Origin of the sequence: Sphingomonas sp. HMP9 (assembly GCF_013374115.1) — a bacterium.
Taxonomy (GTDB): Bacteria; Pseudomonadota; Alphaproteobacteria; order Sphingomonadales; family Sphingomonadaceae; genus Sphingomonas.
Genome location: NZ_AP022673.1, coordinates 2,966,111 through 2,981,867, shown reverse-complemented (window position 1 = coordinate 2,981,867; position 15,757 = coordinate 2,966,111). Strand labels below are relative to the sequence as shown.

The following is a 15,757-nucleotide window of genomic DNA, read 5'->3' as shown; positions in this document are numbered from 1 at the left end:
GCTCACCACAAACACGATCTACCGTCCGCGCATGCAAAGCAGCCGAGACGCAGGGCTTAGGGTGTCATTTCGCCCTCAGCCGGAACTGACCCCTCTAATGAGCGTGACCGCCAAGTCCCGCAGGCTGGGGCATGATCATTAGATTAGAGGAAACGAAACAAGAACAAATAGAACGGGCCTAGTCGGGGGTCGGTTCCGGCTGAGGGCGGAATGACACGCTAAACCGGTTTCGAATGTCCCAGTTGAACCTATCCCGCGCTTCCAGCTGAGAAACAGCGGATTTTAGCGGCCAAAAACCGTCCCAAACAGACATGTGTTCGACTGGGACGGTCCTCGTAAACCGCTGATCAACCGAACTTATATCGTTAGGGTGCTTTTCCGCCCTCTCCCGGAACCGACCCCTACCTGGGGAGCGCATCACAAAACGGGGGCAACCCGGTTTGAGCGGGGGGTAAGGCAAACGTCCGGATGATTGCCGAATTCTGATCCCGATCGTCGCCGCTGGTGTTCCCTCCTGCGTGAAGGTAAGGAAAACAGGTAAGCGAAACAACGGCAATCACCGCCGCTGTTTGACGGCTTTCCTGCCCTGAGGGGGAACCTGCGCTTGCTCATTGGCTATGCCAGAGTGTCGACTGAGGACCAGCACCTCGACCTGCAGCAGGATGCCCTGCGCAAGGCGGGCTGCAACAAGACGTTCGACGACAAAAAGTCCGGCGCGAATGGGGATCGGCCGGGGTTGATCGCGGCGCTGGAATATGCTCGTGCCGGGGACCAGCTCGTCGTCTGGCGTCTGGACCGGCTTGGGCGATCACTGCCGGACCTGATAGCGCTCGTGCGGCAGCTGGACGACAAAGGCGTTCAGCTCCGTTCCGTGACCGAGGGCATCGACACCTCGACGATCAATGGCAAGCTGACCTTTCATCTGTTCGCGGCGCTTGCCGAATTCGAGCGCGCGCTCGTTCGCGAGCGGACCAAGGCTGGTCTTGAAGCGGCTCGCGCACGCGGTCGCATGGGCGGCCGCAAGCATCGGTTATCGCCCGACAAACGCCGCCATGCGGTCGAGCTATACCGCGCGAAGGACAAGACGGTCCGCGATATCTGCACGCTGATGGGGATCTCTAAGCCCACGCTCTATGCCTATGTCGCCGAGGCGGACGCCATGGCCATTGCCGAGCAGGCACGTCGCGCCGCATGACCGGCACGGACACCGCAACCGACAGTCCCGGTGTCCTCCGGCTGCGCATATCGCTCCACGGTGTGAAGCCGACCGCTTGGCGACGCATCGTCGTGCCTGCCTCGATAAATTTGTCCGGGCTGCACATCGCCATTCAGGCGGCGATGGGATGGGAAGACCAGCATCTCTGGCGCTTTCACCTGCACGGTGTCGATTATGGTCCGGAGACTGGCCGCAACCCTCGTATCCGCTTCAGCGACTTCCGGCTGCGGAGCGGTGAGCGCTTTTCCTATGTCTATGATTTCGGAGATTGGTGGGAGCATGACGTTCGTATCGAGCCGCTGAAACAAACCGACCTGCGCGGCAGCGTTCCGCGCTGCATCGCCGGGCGCGGCACCTGTCCGCCCGAGGATTGTGGCGGCCCGCGGGGTTACGCGGCTGCCGTCAGCGAGGCATTTGATCCGTACGATGACGATGATGTCGAGGCTATGGCCGACTTCGCCGGGGAACTGGCCGACGGGCTGCGCACGAATGATTTCAGCAGGATCGTAATGAACCAGGATCGCATGGACGAGCTGGATCGCACGGTCGAAAGTATGCGGCGACGGCTTCGGCTCGTCGAGCGGTTCGACAGGAAAGCGGCGAACGAGAGGATCGGGGGTAAGCAGGGGGCTGACGAGGGAGCTTTTCCATGACCCTGCACTGTGCTGTCGATGTTATCCTTGGCGATCACGCGATCGAAGATGAACGCAGCAGGCCCGCGCTGATCGATCGCGCCGTCTCACTTGCCCCGGAGACGCTCGGCCTGACGCTCGCCGAGGGTCACGCGCTGCTTCACGGCATTCAGGAACAGATGATCACCGCTCAGGCAGCGGCGTGGCAGACGGCCAGCCGACCCTGTCCGGCATGCGGCGCTCGTCGCCGTCTGAAGGATCGCCGCCCGATCGTGATGCGCACCATATTCGGCACGCAAACGATCATCGCCGAGCGACTGCGGCGGTGCGGGTGTGGTGGCGACCAAGGTACGGGCATCACGGTCACGCCGCTGGCCGAACTGCTGGTTCGGCGCACCAGCCCGGAACTGCTCTATCTGGAGACGCGCTGGGGATCGCTCATGTCCTATGGCTTGGCGGCGCGCATGCTTGGCGAACTCCTGCCATTGGACCGTCCGATCGGCGCCGAGCGCGTGCGCCGCGATCTGTATGCCGAGGCTCGCCGCGAGGAGGCGGAGCTCGGACCAGAGAAACAAGCCTTCTTCGAGGGCTGTCAGCTCGATCTTTTCGATATGCCGCTACCCGATGGCCCGATGGTGGTCGGCATCGACGGCGGATATGTTCGCGACCGCGAAGGCTCATGGTTCGAGGTGATCGCGGGCAAGGGTCTGACATCGGTTCGGCGCGACGCCGACGATCCGGTCGGCGACCCTGCATCGACGGCACCATCGGCGCTGGGTCGCTGCTTCGCCTTTGTGCAGGCGTTTGATGATCGACCGCGTCGGCGCATGTTCGAAATGCTGCGAAGGCAAGGATACCAGCCCAACCAGAGACTCGTGTTCCTGTCCGATGGCGGCGAGAGCGTGCGCAAACTGCAGCGCCGGATCAGCCCGGAAGCGGAGCACGTGCTCGACTGGTTCCACATAGCGATGCGGCTCACCGTCATTGGCCAGATGATAAAGGGAGCGGGACCGGACATCGAGTGGCGGGACAAGCATGCGAGCGATCTCGACCGGCTCAAGCAGCTGCTGTGGAACGGGCATGTCGATGACGCGATCGACCAGGCTTCCTGGATCAAGGACGACGTCGACGCGGACAGCGAAGAGGCGTCCGATATCGCCAAGACCAAGCTGAAGAAGCTCTCCGCGGCGCTCGCCGAGTTCGGCGTGTATATCGGTCGCAATGCCAGCAGCGTCATCGACTATGGCGAGCGATACCGCGCCGGCGAGCGCATCTCATCGGGCTTCGTCGAGAGCGCGATCAATCAGGTGGTCGCCAAGCGCTTTTCGAAACGGCAATCGATGCGCTGGACGCGGCACGGCGCGCATCTTCAATTGCAGACGCGAACGCGCGTGCTGAATGGTGAACTCGAGGGCGTGTTCCGAAAACGATGGCCTGGGTTCAGACCAGCGCAGACAGCATAATGGACGTTTGCCTTACCCCCCGCTCAAACCGGGTTGCCCCCGTTTTGTGATGCGCTCCTACCTGGGACCGCATTCCCTGATCGAGGACAACAGCGTACGATCCCCTGCCACGACCGTCGTCAACCTGCGCGCCGCACGTCGGTTCGGCCCCGTCGAGGTGACCGCGGAGATGCTCAACATCTTCGACACCGCGCGCGCCGACGCGGACTATTACTATGCGTCACGATTGCCCGGTGAGCCGATCGACGGGATCGAAGGCGTCCACAGCCGCACCGTCGAACCCAGGATGTTGCGCATCGGAGCGACGATCACGCTGTAGCAGGGCGCCAAACAGGCCCCCCGTGAGCTTAGACCCGATGACTGCGGGAAGCCTTTGCGGCTCTGAGATGTTGGCGATGGAGTAGTCAGCAACGGAGGCGAGTCATGACGGATGTGGCGAAGTATATCGGGCTGGATGTGCATAAGGCGACCATCGCGGTCGCGGTTGCCGAGGGCGAACGCGGGGGTGAGGTCCGCTTCGTGGGCACCGTAGCCAACGATGACGATGAGATCAGGAAACTGGTCAAACGACTGGCAACACCAGGCGCGACGCTGAGCTTCTGCTACGAGGCTGGTCCTTGCGGCTACGGGTTACAACGTTTGCTGATCAAGCTGGGGCAGCCGTGCATCGTGATCGCGCCGTCGATGATGCCGAGGCGGCCGGGCGACCACGTAAAGACGGATCGGCGAGATGCGATGACGTTAGCACGCCTGTTGCGGGCGGGGGAACTGACGGCGATCTGGGTACCGGATGAGGCACATGAGGCGGTGCGTGACCTGATCCGCGCCCGGCGTAGTGCGCAGGACGATGCGACCGCAGCCAAACAGACTGTCCGCAGCTTCCTCCTTCGACACGATCGTCGTTTCGGAGGACGGTCTGCATGGACGAAGATGTATTGGCGATGGCTATCCGAACAGCGCTTTGATTATCCGCATCAGCAGCTGGCGTTTGAGGAGCTTCAGAAGCGGGTTTTAGAGGCTCAGGCCCGTGTCATCCGTCTCGAGTCAGCGCTTGGCGAGGCGGTGGCGACATGGCATTTCGCCCCGCTGGTGCGCGGACTTCAAGCCCTGCGTGGCATCAAGCTGGTCAGCGCTGCCACGCTGGTGGCCGAAATCGGCGACCTCACTCGTTTTGATAATCCCAAGCAGCTGATGGCGTATGTCGGCCTTGTCCCGTCCGAGCACTCCAGTGGCGCGCGCACCCATCGCGGCCGCATCACCCGAGCGGGGAACGCGCAGGCACGCACCACGCTCGTGGAAGCGAGCTGGTCCTATCGGCTGCCGGCGCGTGAGGAACGGCGTTACCGGGAACGCGTCGCCGATCTGCCGGAGGAGGTTCAAGCTATCGGCTGGAAAGCGCAGGTGCGACTATGTCAGCGTTTCCGTCGATTGTCGGCAACCGGCAAGCCGCAGCCCAAGGTAACGACCGCGATCGCGCGCGAACTGGTCGGCTATGCCTGGGATATCGCACGCCGGATGGCGCCTGCGAAGGCCAACTGATTTGCCAGTGGCGACAACAAGAGGAGGCGCCAGCGCATCAGCTGTATAGCCTTGGCCGGCGTGCCGCGGGCACCCGACTGTGATGGGCAATCCACGGTGTACGGTGGGGCAGGTTCGTCCGACGCCCGAACTTAGACGGAGGATAGGCCCAGCGACGGATACGGGTAGTGCGGTGACCAATCCGCGGATGAGAGCTTGATCAATCGTCGTCGATCAGGAGTCCGCGGCACACCCGCCAAGGTTCAAACAGTCGCTGGCGTTGGCGTCAGCGGAGGAGTAAACTTGGCCAGCGTCTCAGATGGCAGTCATGAGAGCGTACGTTTTCGAACATCCTCTCACCGGTCCCCTAAACGGCGAGAAATACGTACCTAGCGGTTGCCAAATCGAGTGTTTAATCGCCGCATTGGGAGCCGGATTAGACGCCGACAATTATCGATGTTGAATTAGGGCATGCCCTAGTCGACGGCGCTAGTTCGTTATTGTTCTAACGAGCATTTTCGCGACAACGCTGCGGCAGCAGTGCCCATTGGTGGTTTTAGCGTCGGCCGCGAAGCGCTCGGTTAACTCAGGAAGGCTGGGTTCACCGCAGCTGCCGCAATAGAGCGGAGCGAGCGCAGCATCCCAAACAGGGCGCCGATCATCCCTCTATCAGCTGCCGAATCCTACTGGCGAGGGCGTCCATCGCAAACGGCTTAGTCAGAACGTGCATACCTGGATCGAGATGACCATGGCTCAGTACCGCGTTCTCGGCATAGCCGGTAATGAAGAGCACCTTTAGATCGGGGCGCACGTTGCGCGCCGCGTCGGCGACCTGTCTGCCGTTCATGCCGCCTGGCAAACCAACGTCGGTAATTAGCAGATCAATGCGGATATCCGAGTTTAGGACCTTCAGTCCGGCCGCGCCGTCCGCCGCCTCGATGGCGGTGTAGCCGAGATCCGTCAGCACTTCGGCGACAAGCATCCTGACGGTAGGCTCGTCATCAACTACCAGCACCGTCTCACCCGCCTCGGCCCGCGGTGCTTCCTCCACGCCGGTTTCGCTTTCCTCGGTTTCTGCCTTTCCGACATGCCTCGGCAGGTAGACGCACACCATCGTACCCTGACCCACCTCGGAATAGATGCCGACCGAGCCGCCCGACTGTTTGGCAAACCCGTAGATCATGGACAGCCCGAGCCCGGTCCCCATACCGATCGGCTTCGTCGTGAAGAATGGATCGAACGCTTTCTCGATAACGTCAGGCGCCATGCCAGTGCCTGTGTCGGACACGCACAACGAGATGTACTGGCCCGGCTCGAGCCCGCGCTGCTCGGCCCCGCGCTGGTCCATCCAGCGATTGCCGGTCTCGATCGTGATCTTGCCTCCATCCGGCATTGCGTCGCGTGCGTTTATGCAGAGGTTGAGCACTGCGTTTTCGAGCTGGCTCGGGTCGATCAGGCTGGGCCACAGCCCGGCCGCGTTCACCGTCTCGATTTCTACCGCTGGGCCGACTGTGCGGCCGATCAGGTCCTCCATACCGGTGACGAGCTGTTTCACGTCCGTCGGTTTGGGTGCAAGAGTTTGCCGGCGCGAGAAGGCGAGCAGTCGATGGGTGAGTGCCGCCGCGCGCTTGGCTGCACCCTGCGCTGCGGTCACATACCGCTCGACCTCCGCCACTCGCCCTTGTGAGATACGGACCTGCATCATCTCGAGGCTGCCCGAGATGCCGGTCAGTAGGTTGTTGAAATCATGGGCGAGGCCACCGGTCAATTGCCCGACCGCCTCCATTTTCTGGGCCTGCCGAAGCGCATCCTGCGAGGCCATCAGTTCCGTCGTTCGCTCCATGACGCGGCTTTCGAGCGTCTCGTTCAGTTCGCGCAGCCGCTCTTCGGCCCGCTTGCGCTCGGTCAGGTCGAGCATGGCGCCGATCATGCGGGTGGCGCGGCCTTGCTCGTCGCGAATGACGTGGCCCCGGTCGAAAACATGGGCGAAGGTGCCGTCCCCCCGGCGGAAGCGGTATTCGGCTGCCCAGTGGTCTCCGGCTCCATCGATCACAGCGTGAATGGAGGTGTAGATTCGGTCCCGGTCAGCTGGATGGATGTGCTCGATCCACCAGTCGCCGTTCGGTTCAACCTCGGCTGCGGAATAGCCGAAAAGGACGGTGACCGCTTCGTTCCAATCGATGCGATCGCTTGTGAGGTTCCAGTCCCAGATCGCATCGTTGGTCGCCTTGGCAGCCAATCGATATCGCTGCTCGGTCTCGCGCAAGGCTGCCTCTGCTGCCCGACGCTCGGTTTCGTCGCGGGCGATCTTGATGAAGCCGATGATGACACCCGACGCATCATGGAGCGGACGCACCGAGCCATTTGCGAAGAACTGCGAGCGGTCTCGGCGGACGTGCCAGCGTTCGTCGTTCGCGCAACCTTCGGCGCGTGCAGTGGCTAGCTCGCGTTCGGGTACACCGGCAGCCCTGTCCTCCGGCATGTAGAGGATATCGGCGCTGTTGCCTTTCATTTCATCTGCCGACCAACCGAACACGGCCTCTGCGCCCGGCGTCCAATCCAGCACCCGGTTTGCCGCATCGACCGTGAAAATCGAGTAGTCTTTGACGCCCTCGACCATTCGTCGGTTACGCTCTTCGCTTTCGCGTAGCTCGGCTTCTGCACGGTGCGCCTCGGTCGCATCATGACCTTCGACGAAGATACCGGTTACCCTTCCGGCGTCATCTGTGACCGGCTCGTAGATGAAGTCGAGGACCAACTCTTCGGTCGTTGAGCCTAGGCGATCGAGGCGGATGGTCGTGCGATCCGCAACGAAACGCTCACCGCTCTGATAGACGCGATCGAGCAGCTCGAAAAAACCTTGGGAACCCAGTTCGGGGAACGCTTCACGCGCCGTTTTACCAACGAAGTTGCGCTCACCGAACAGGCGTCGGTAGGTAGCGTTGGCGAACTCGAACACGTGGTCGGGACCACGCAGGATTGTAATGAAGCCGGGAGCCTGCTCGAACAACCTCCTCTGCCGCTCGGTATCTGCCGCACGACGGCGTTCGCCAAGAACCTGTTCGGTTACCTCCGTGCAGGCGCAGAAGAAACCGTCCACCACGCCTCCCGCAGCCCTGACCGGCGTGTAGGAGAATGCGAAGTGTGTTTCCTCGACATAGCCCCGGCGGTCCATCATGAGCGTGATGTCGTCCATATGGACCGGCACGCCTCCATATGCCTGCTCGACGATCGGGATCAGGTCCGCTTTGATCTCCGACCAGACCTCAAGGAACGGGCGTCCAAGTGCGCCGGGATGCTTGTCAGCCAGCACTACAGCATAAGCGTCGTTATACAGCAGGATCTGCTCCGGCCCCCAGGCTACGAACATGGGCTGGTTCGCGTTGAGCAGGACGCCCACGAGCGTTTTTAGAGGCGTCGGCCAGCTTGCCGGGTTCCCGAGTGGCGTCCCGCTCCAGTCAAAGCCGCGGATGGCGGCACCCATCTGGCCACCTTCGGCGAGGAAGCTAAGCATCTATCGTCCCAATCAATTTTAGTGACTGCCATATCAGTGCTCGACTGTGCTCGCCAGCGCACTCGTCCTCGCGCTTCTCCGCGATCGCTAGGTCCGCACGGAAGCCAGTGAGCACAATGAACGAAAGCGCCGCCTTTACGAGGCCGATTTGCGCTGAAAGGTCTCAATTGCACTCAGACGCCAAAGCGACGACATTCGCGAAATCCAAAACGGGGACTTTGACGACGAGACAGCCTCAACAAGCACTACGCCGATGACGGTAGCCGGTCGCGGGAGAGGCAAGTTTGGGTGTTGCTCCGCGCATTGTCTGCTAGGACGGTAACCTTGTCGCGGGAGGCACGGTGACTGATTCAGAGAGCATGAGGCGGCAGCAGCGGATTCTGGCTGACTTCGGAGATTTCTCGCTGGAGTGTGAGGATCTGAATGGTGTGCTGACCGAAGCGTGCCGGTTGGTAGGGGAAGCGCTCGGCACCGAACTCGCCAAGGTCATAGAGATCGAGGAAGAAGATCAGACCCTGTTCGTCCGGGCGGGTGTCGGCTGGCAACCCGGCGTCGTCGGACAGGTCCGCCTGCCCATGGGTGAGCGTTCGTCGGAAACCTATGCGGTTGAAATCGGTGAGCCGGTCATCACCCCCGACCTTCGCAAGGAGGATCGGTTCGACTTCCCCGACTTTTTGAAGGAAGCCGGTGTCGTCGGTATTGTGAATGTGCCCATCTTCCTTCCTGGCCGGAAGCCATACGGGCTGTTGCAGGTGGACAGCCGCGAGGAATGGGAGCCTGACGAGGAGACAACCGCCTTTCTGCGCACTTACGCGACGATCCTTGGGCCGGTGATCGATCGGCTCAACAAGGTGCATGACCTTCAGCGTGCAGCGGAGACGAACGAGACGCTGCTTCATGAGCTGCAGCACCGTATCAAGAACAACATAGGCGCGATCAGCAGCCTGGTCCGGATGCGGGTAAAACAGGCTCAATCGGAAGATGCGCGCCAGGAGTTGGGCATTGTCGGCGACCGTATCGAGGCGCTCCGCCTCGTGCACGAGCAGGTGTATGCGGCGAAGAGCGGCGATCAGGTGTCTCTCCGCTCCTATGTAACCCTGCTCCTCGAAGGCCTGCTTGAGCTTCACAAGGAGATCCCCGTCCAGCTCGATGCGCGCATTGAGGACGTGGAAATCAAGAGCGACACTGCCATTCCACTCGGGCTCATTCTTAACGAGTTCACCACCAACAGCCTGAAATACGCATTCGACGGCGATCGAGGCGGAGCCGAAAACATCATCTTGGTCCAGGCGTACAAGCACGCCGATCGGCTGCGGGTCCAGATTCGCGATAATGGGAAGGGGTTGCCGGCAGAAACCCAGGCAGCCCGTCCCGGCTTCGGGACCGGCAGGGCGCTGATCGAGGGGTTGGCACGACAGATCCGGGGCGTACCTGAATGGAAGTCGGACAAGGGCACCAGCCTTTCGCTAGATTTTCCCCATCGGAACTAATGAACACGCGCGGGTATGGCCCTGTGCTAAATTATGTTACGAGCTAGTTATCGCTCGTATAGGCCTGCCTGCGCCGAGAGACCGTCCGCATAGGGACGATCCCTGCTTTTGCCGCGCGGATCGGTGCGATGAATCCCATTCTTCTATTGCTCGTCGAAGACGAGGCTCTGATTGCCATCAGCGTACAAGACGCGCTTGAGGACGGTGGTTTTTCCGTTCACGTCGCGCCCTCGGGCGACGCTGCGGTCGCCGCGCTCGAGGCGGAAGAGGCCGTGGCCGGAGTTCTCACGGACATTCGCTGTGGCTCGGGCCCGGACGGTTGGGCAATCGCGCGCCGCGCTCGCGAGCTCCACCCCCACATTCCCGTGATATATATGTCCGGTGACAGCGCCCACGAACACAGCGCCTACGGAGTTCCGGACAGCATCATGCTTCAAAAGCCGTTCGCGGTTGCCCAGGTGGTCACTGCAATATCCATGCTGATGAACGCAGTGTCGCCTGAACCCGGCACGCGCGCTGCGTAGGCACGCGGATGACCCACTACACACAAGCGGACCTGGAGATGGCTGACCGGCACATCGCCGAGGGTGAGTGCCACATTGTTCAACAGGAAGCGCTGATAACCAGGTTGCGGATGCACGCCCTCTCGACCGAGGAGGCGGAAAAGCTGTTGGCACTCTTCAACTCGACGCAGACCGGACACCGCGCTCATCGCGTGGCGATTGCAGCCGCACTGGAAGCGGACGCCCTGTCTGCTGATTCCGACGAAGTCGCCCCCCGTTTCCGAGATGATCGCGCCCCCTGATTCCGAGATGATGTCGCCCCCCGGAAGCGGGGCCTTGTCGGCAATGATCGTTGTTGTTTCGTTCGGTGCTTACGTCAAGCGATCTGGCTGGTTTTCGCACGCCGCATGCTATCGCCATCGAGGTCGAGCCGATGGGCGTTGTGGACGAGGCGATCGAGGATCGCGTCGGCATAGGTCGGATCCGCGATCACCTGATGCCAACTGGCGATGGGCAGCTGGCTGGTAACGATCGTCGAGCGCCGCCCGTAGCGTTCTTCGAGGATCTCGAGCAGATCGTGGCGCGCGAGTGCGTCGAGCGGCTCCAGGCCCCAGTCGTCGAGGATGAGTAGCTGCACGCCGCCGAGCTTTCGCAGCAAGCGTTCGTGACGACCATCCCCGCGGGCAAGCGCGAGGCTGGTGAACAGCTTGGGGACGCGCTGATAGAGCACCGAGCGATCGTCGCGGCAGGCCTTGTGACCAAGCGCGCAGGCAAGCCAGCTCTTACCGACCCCGGTGGGTCCGGTGATGACCAGATTGTCGTGTGCGGCGATCCAGTCGCCGACCACGAGCTTCACGACCAGCGCGCGGTCGAGCCCGCGGGGTTTGCGATAATCGATGTCCTCGGGCGAGGCCTGATGGCGCAGCTTGGCGAACCGCAGCCTGGCGGCAAGCTTGCGATCGTGGCGGACACCCCATTCGCGGTCGAGGAGGAGTGCCAGCCATTCGGGATGGGTAAGCCGATCCGCTTCGGCATTGGTGGCAAGTTCGTCAAACGCCCTGGCCATACCGGCCAGGCCCATTTCGTTCAGCCGATCAAGGGTCGGATGTGCGAGCATCGTCGTGTTCCTTTCAGTGATAATAGCGTGAGCCCCGGATGTTGGGATGATCGACCGGCGGGCTCTCAACCGGAGGCGATGACGGGATCTGGTCGAGGTTCTTGTCGAGGATCGATCTGACCGAGCCGTAGGTGAGCGCACCGATATCGAGCGCGCGCGAACAAGCCGCTTCGATCCGCTTGGCACCGAAGCTGCGCGTCATGCGCATGATGCCCATACAGGCCCGGAAGCCCTGCTCGGGATGGCGCCGTTCGACGAGGATCTTCTCGCACAGCAATGCCGTACATGGCCCGATCGCGGTCGCATCGCGCGCGATCCGCTCCACGGTCCAGTCGGCAAAGCGCCGGTGCGACGAGGGCATATGCTCCGGGATCGTGGTATGGCGGCCATTGCCCGAGCCGCGCATGTGCGCGGCGATCCGCTCGCCCTTGTGGAACAGCTCGATGGTCGCCGCGGTGATCCGCGCTTCGATCGGCTCGCGTGCGAAGCGGTATGGGACGGAGTAATAATGCCGCTCGATCTCGACGTGATAATCGAGTCCCGCGCGCCTGCGCCGCCATTCGGCGTAGACATAGGGCTCGGCTGGCAGCGGCTTCAGCGCGGGCCGGTCGATCTCTTCGAACAACTGACGACGCGTCTGCCCAACCCGGCGCAGCACGCGCCGATCGTTCAGCTCGGCAAGCAACCCGGCGATCGCGGCGTTCAGTTCGGCCAGGCTGTAGAAGATCCGACGCCGAAGGCGTCCGAACAGCCAGCGCTCGACGATCAGCACGGCAGCTTCTACCTTTGCCTTATCGCGCGGGCGGCGCGGCCGCGTCGGCAGCACCGTGCTGTCGTAATGCGCCGCCATCTCGGCATAGCTGCGGTTGACCTGCGGATCGTAAAGACAAGCCTTGATCACCGCGACCTTCGCATTGTCGGGCACGAACAGCGCCGGCGCACCGCCGAACATTGCGAGCGCGCGCGTGTGCGCCGCCAGCCAGTCGGGCAGCGTCTCGGTCCAGCTTCCCTCGGCATAGGTCAGGCTGGACGCCCCCAGCACCGCCACGAAGATATGCGCGTCACGCACTTCGCCCGTCAGTCGGTCGATCACCACCGCGATCTTGTCGCCCGCATAATCGACGAACAGCTTGTCACCCGGCGCATGGTTCTGCCGCATCGTAACCGGCAGCTTCATCGCCCAGCCGCGATACAGGTCGCAGAATCGGCTGTAGCGATAGCCGGTCGGATGCTCGGCGATATACTCGTCCCACAACACCTGCAGCGTGACATGTTTGCGCTTCAGCTCGCGATGAACTTGCGCCCAGTCGGGTTCGGGACAGCGGCGGTGGCCGGTCTTCTTGCCCGCATCGCGGTAAAGTGATGCCTCCAGCGCAGCATCGCCGAGCGTCTCGTCCAGCGGCCATCTCAGTCCCGCATCCGCGACACGCTTCAAGGTCGCCCGCACCGTCGAGGGCACCGCACCCACGCGCAGCGATATCGCCTTGTATCCCAGCTCCTGTTCGAACCGGTATCTCATCATCTCGCGGACACGTCGCATACTCACCCTTCCCGCCGGCATCATTCACTCCTTCGGACAGACCCAAAGGAGCGACGATAACCCTGCCGGCGATCCCGGTCCGACCCACCCCGCAAGGGGGCGACATCATCTCGGAATCCGGGGGCGACTATTTCTCGGAATCAGGGGGCGGCATTATTTCGGAATGAGGGGGCGGCTTGCCTCGGAATCAGCAGGACTTATAGCTCTAATCGGGCCGTCTGTATCATGTACCACTTTCAATCGGCTCACTGGAAGAAAAGCGACGTTCTGCAGCGTGCAGGGCTATGCTTGCTGCTGTAGGTTTGGTGGAGTTGGCCTACCCATCGGATCGGTGGGCTAGGCGTGGGGGGAACGAGATCGGTCATGACAACGCTTATCACCGGAGTAGCCGGATTCATTGGCATGCATACCGCGGAGCGCATGCTGGCACGCGGTGATGCGGTGATCGGAATCGATATCGTCAACGATTACTACTCGCTTCAGTTGAAGGAGGATCGCCTCGCACGGCTCGAGCATAAGTTCGGCGACCGCTTCACCCTTTTGCGTGTCGATTTTGCTGACATGGCAGCACTCAACGCCACGCTCGCTGATCACGACTTTGACCGCATCATTCACCTCGGGGCGCAGGCGGGCGTGCGCTACTCAATTGAAAATCCACACGCCTATGTTCAGTCGAACCTAGTAGGCCACCTCAACCTGTTGGAGGTAGCTCGGCATCACAAGGTCGCGCACATGGTCTATGCGTCGAGCTCCTCGGTGTACGGTGGCAACACTACCCTGCCCTTCCGGGTTGAAGACCGCGTTGACCATCCACTGTCCCTCTACGCCGCCACCAAGAAGGCGGACGAGCTGATGAGTGAAACCTACGCCCATCTCTACCGCCTGCCTCTGACCGGCTTGCGCTTTTTTACCGTCTACGGACCGTGGGGTCGCCCAGACATGGCGATGTGGATCTTCACGAAAGCGATCTTCGCCGGCGAGCCAATCCCTGTGTTCGGAGAGGGGGAGATGGAGCGCGACTTCACTTATATCGACGATATCGTCACGGGTATCGTTGCCTGTCACGATAATCCGCCGCCCGATGACAATGAGGAAAAGGCAGGTGGTAGCCGCGCACCACACCGACTCTACAACATCGGCAATAACAATTCGGAGCATCTCGGGCGCATGATCGGCCTTCTCGAGCAGGCTTGTGGGCGTAAGGCCGCGAAGACTTACCTGCCGATGCAGCCGGGCGACGTACGCCAGACATACGCGGACATCACCGCAATCCAGCGCGATCTGGGCTTTACGCCGACCACACCGATCGATCGAGGCGTTCCGGCCTTTGTCGAGTGGTATCGGACCTACCACGGCGTATGAACGCGTCCATCGACAAGCCATCCATTGTCGTCGTGGGCCTCGGCTATGTCGGCTTACCGCTTGCCATTGCCTTGGCGTCACGGTTCGACACTACCGGCCTCGACATTGATGCCGGCCGGATCGCCGAACTACAGCGGCACCATGACCGCACCAACGAGATAACGTCCGAGCGGCTGGAGAAAACGACCCTTCGCCTGACGAGCGATCCCGCTACTGTCAGAGCTTCTGACATCTATATTGTCACCGTTCCCACCCCTGTCGATGCCGATAACCGGCCTGATCTTTCAATTATTGAGCGGGCATCACGGATGGTTGGTGGCATGCTCGACGGCGCCCGGCGCCCAATCATCTGTTACGAAAGCACGGTCTATCCAGGCGTTACCGAAGACCTGTGCGGTCCAATCCTGGAACAAGCATCCGGTCTGATCCGCGGCCGAGACTTTTTCCTCGGCTACTCGCCAGAGCGCATCAATCCCGGCGACCGCGAGCACACCATCGACAAGATTACCAAGGTCGTTGCGGGAGAGAGTCCGGTGGTCACCGCGCGTCTCGCTACGGTCTATGGCGCGGTTACGGTTGGGGGAACCTATCAAGCCGCGTCCATCAAGGTCGCCGAGGCCGCCAAGGTCATCGAGAACGCACAACGCGACATCAACATTGCCTTCATGAACGAGATCACGCGAATCTTCTCGCTGATGGATATTTCAGTCTGGGACGTGTTGAAAGCGGCCGGGACCAAATGGAACTTTCTACCATTCCAGCCCGGCCTGGTTGGCGGTCACTGTATTGGAGTAGATCCCTATTATCTCGCGCATTGCGCCGCAGCGCTTGGCCACGATCCAGCGGTGATTCTGTCGGGGCGCGCAATCAACGACGCGATGGGTGGGTGGGTCGCCGACCAGCTTTCCGCTCAGCTCGTGCCAAAATCTCGCGTGTTAGTGATGGGGCTGACATTCAAGGAGGACGTGCCCGATCTACGCAACAGCAAGGTTGCCGACGTGATCGCGCGCTTGAAGTTATTGGGCCACGGGGTCGACGTGACGGATCCGCATGCGGACCGGCACGAAGCGGCGCAGGAATATGGGATAGAACTAGTCGTTGACGCGGAAAAAGCAGCCTATGACGCTGTACTCTTGGCGGTCCCGCATGAAGAATACCGCGCTGCTGGTGTTACAGGGGCTACGTGTTTCCTTCGCGGCGGCGGCGTGCTCGCCGACCTAAAGGGGCTGTTCGCCGAACACACTCTGCCGAATAACATTGTTTACTGGGGCATTTGATTTACGAACCGCCTAGAAATGCTTCTGTAGTTGCCGCAGTGTCGCAAGAAAAATCGAACTAAATCGCGGGATAATCGGCCCGTACGACTACATCGAGGACGTCACCCGGCGCTTAAGACACGGCG

13 protein-coding genes are annotated in these 15,757 nt (G+C 61.6%); 10 read left to right on the top strand and 3 right to left on the bottom strand.

Annotated elements, in window-relative coordinates:
- Positions 1–604: 604 nt before the first annotated feature.
- The 5 genes from HMP09_RS13415 (at position 605) to HMP09_RS13395 (ending at position 4,850) form a co-directional block, all read left to right on the top strand.
- Positions 605–1,195 carry a recombinase family protein gene (locus HMP09_RS13415; RefSeq protein WP_176500770.1) on the top strand — a complete coding sequence of 197 codons (591 nt, stop codon included), beginning with the start codon at positions 605–607 and terminating at the stop codon, positions 1,193–1,195.
- Positions 1,192–1,869 (top strand): plasmid pRiA4b ORF-3 family protein, encoded by a 678-nt coding sequence (locus tag HMP09_RS13410; protein ID WP_176500769.1) that lies wholly within the window; start codon positions 1,192–1,194, stop codon positions 1,867–1,869. Before HMP09_RS13415 ends, HMP09_RS13410 begins: the two co-directional genes overlap by 4 nt.
- Positions 1,866–3,311, top strand: a complete 1,446-nt coding sequence (locus tag HMP09_RS13405) for an ISKra4 family transposase (RefSeq protein ID WP_176500768.1) — start codon at positions 1,866–1,868, stop codon at positions 3,309–3,311. The genes HMP09_RS13410 and HMP09_RS13405 overlap by 4 nt, the downstream gene beginning before the upstream one ends.
- A 49-nt stretch (positions 3,312–3,360) precedes the next feature.
- Positions 3,361–3,630 carry a TonB-dependent receptor gene (locus HMP09_RS13400; protein WP_176500767.1) on the top strand — a complete coding sequence of 90 codons (270 nt, stop codon included), beginning with the start codon at positions 3,361–3,363 and terminating at the stop codon, positions 3,628–3,630.
- A gap of 104 nt (positions 3,631–3,734) precedes the next feature.
- Positions 3,735–4,850, top strand: coding sequence for an IS110 family transposase (locus HMP09_RS13395; protein ID WP_176500188.1), 1,116 nt, complete (start codon positions 3,735–3,737; stop codon positions 4,848–4,850).
- A 637-nt stretch (positions 4,851–5,487) separates the two neighbouring features.
- Here HMP09_RS13395 and HMP09_RS13390 read toward each other — a convergent pair.
- Positions 5,488–8,343, bottom strand: a complete 2,856-nt coding sequence (locus HMP09_RS13390) for a PAS domain S-box protein (protein ID WP_176500766.1) — start codon at positions 8,341–8,343, stop codon at positions 5,488–5,490.
- Positions 8,344–8,702: 359 nt separating this feature from the next.
- On the opposite strand from HMP09_RS13390, the gene HMP09_RS13385 reads away from it, so the two are divergent.
- The 3 genes from HMP09_RS13385 to HMP09_RS13375 all read left to right on the top strand — a co-directional run bounded on the left by HMP09_RS13385 (position 8,703) and on the right by HMP09_RS13375 (position 10,638).
- Positions 8,703–9,833, top strand: coding sequence for a sensor histidine kinase (locus HMP09_RS13385; RefSeq protein WP_197942433.1), 1,131 nt, complete (start codon positions 8,703–8,705; stop codon positions 9,831–9,833).
- 128 nt (positions 9,834–9,961) lie between these two features.
- Positions 9,962–10,357, top strand: a complete 396-nt coding sequence (locus HMP09_RS13380; protein ID WP_176500764.1) for a response regulator — start codon at positions 9,962–9,964, stop codon at positions 10,355–10,357.
- Positions 10,358–10,365: 8 nt separating this feature from the next.
- The gene (locus tag HMP09_RS13375) at positions 10,366–10,638 is read left to right on the top strand and encodes a hypothetical protein (protein WP_176500763.1); all 273 of its coding nucleotides are present in this window, start codon (positions 10,366–10,368) and stop codon (positions 10,636–10,638) included.
- A gap of 74 nt (positions 10,639–10,712) precedes the next feature.
- Here HMP09_RS13375 and istB read toward each other — a convergent pair whose 3' ends face one another.
- Both istB and istA read right to left on the bottom strand, forming a co-directional pair.
- Entirely contained in the window at positions 10,713–11,453 is a 741-nt protein-coding gene (gene istB / locus HMP09_RS13370) for an IS21-like element helper ATPase IstB (protein WP_176495471.1), read from the bottom strand.
- 13 nt (positions 11,454–11,466) lie between these two features.
- Positions 11,467–12,993, bottom strand: a complete 1,527-nt coding sequence (gene istA / locus HMP09_RS13365; protein ID WP_176495470.1) for an IS21 family transposase — start codon at positions 12,991–12,993, stop codon at positions 11,467–11,469.
- A 363-nt stretch (positions 12,994–13,356) separates the two neighbouring features.
- On the opposite strand from istA, the gene HMP09_RS13360 reads away from it, so the two are divergent.
- A complete protein-coding gene (locus HMP09_RS13360) occupies positions 13,357–14,355 on the top strand; it encodes a GDP-mannose 4,6-dehydratase (protein ID WP_176500762.1) in 999 nt (332 codons plus the stop codon).
- On the top strand, positions 14,352–15,632 hold the full coding sequence (locus tag HMP09_RS13355; protein ID WP_176500761.1) for a nucleotide sugar dehydrogenase: 1,281 nt from the start codon (positions 14,352–14,354) through the stop codon (positions 15,630–15,632). Before HMP09_RS13360 ends, HMP09_RS13355 begins: the two co-directional genes overlap by 4 nt.
- Positions 15,633–15,757 lie beyond the last annotated feature (125 nt).

Excerpts from the sequence above, each read along its gene's own strand:
- HMP09_RS13410 (WP_176500769.1), top strand. The coding sequence starts at position 1,192 with ATGACCGGCACGGACACCGCAACCGACAGTCCCGGTGTCCTCCGGCTG.
- HMP09_RS13405 (WP_176500768.1), top strand. The coding sequence starts at position 1,866 with ATGACCCTGCACTGTGCTGTCGATGTTATCCTTGGCGATCACGCGATC.
- HMP09_RS13400 (WP_176500767.1), top strand. The coding sequence starts at position 3,361 with ATGCGCTCCTACCTGGGACCGCATTCCCTGATCGAGGACAACAGCGTA.
- HMP09_RS13395 (WP_176500188.1), top strand. The coding sequence starts at position 3,735 with ATGACGGATGTGGCGAAGTATATCGGGCTGGATGTGCATAAGGCGACC.
- HMP09_RS13390 (WP_176500766.1), bottom strand. The coding sequence starts at position 8,343 with ATGCTTAGCTTCCTCGCCGAAGGTGGCCAGATGGGTGCCGCCATCCGC.
- HMP09_RS13385 (WP_197942433.1), top strand. The coding sequence starts at position 8,703 with ATGAGGCGGCAGCAGCGGATTCTGGCTGACTTCGGAGATTTCTCGCTG.
- HMP09_RS13380 (WP_176500764.1), top strand. The coding sequence starts at position 9,962 with ATGAATCCCATTCTTCTATTGCTCGTCGAAGACGAGGCTCTGATTGCC.
- HMP09_RS13375 (WP_176500763.1), top strand. The coding sequence starts at position 10,366 with ATGACCCACTACACACAAGCGGACCTGGAGATGGCTGACCGGCACATC.
- istB (WP_176495471.1), bottom strand. The coding sequence starts at position 11,453 with ATGCTCGCACATCCGACCCTTGATCGGCTGAACGAAATGGGCCTGGCC.
- istA (WP_176495470.1), bottom strand. The coding sequence starts at position 12,993 with ATGCGACGTGTCCGCGAGATGATGAGATACCGGTTCGAACAGGAGCTG.
- HMP09_RS13360 (WP_176500762.1), top strand. The coding sequence starts at position 13,357 with ATGACAACGCTTATCACCGGAGTAGCCGGATTCATTGGCATGCATACC.
- HMP09_RS13355 (WP_176500761.1), top strand. The coding sequence starts at position 14,352 with ATGAACGCGTCCATCGACAAGCCATCCATTGTCGTCGTGGGCCTCGGC.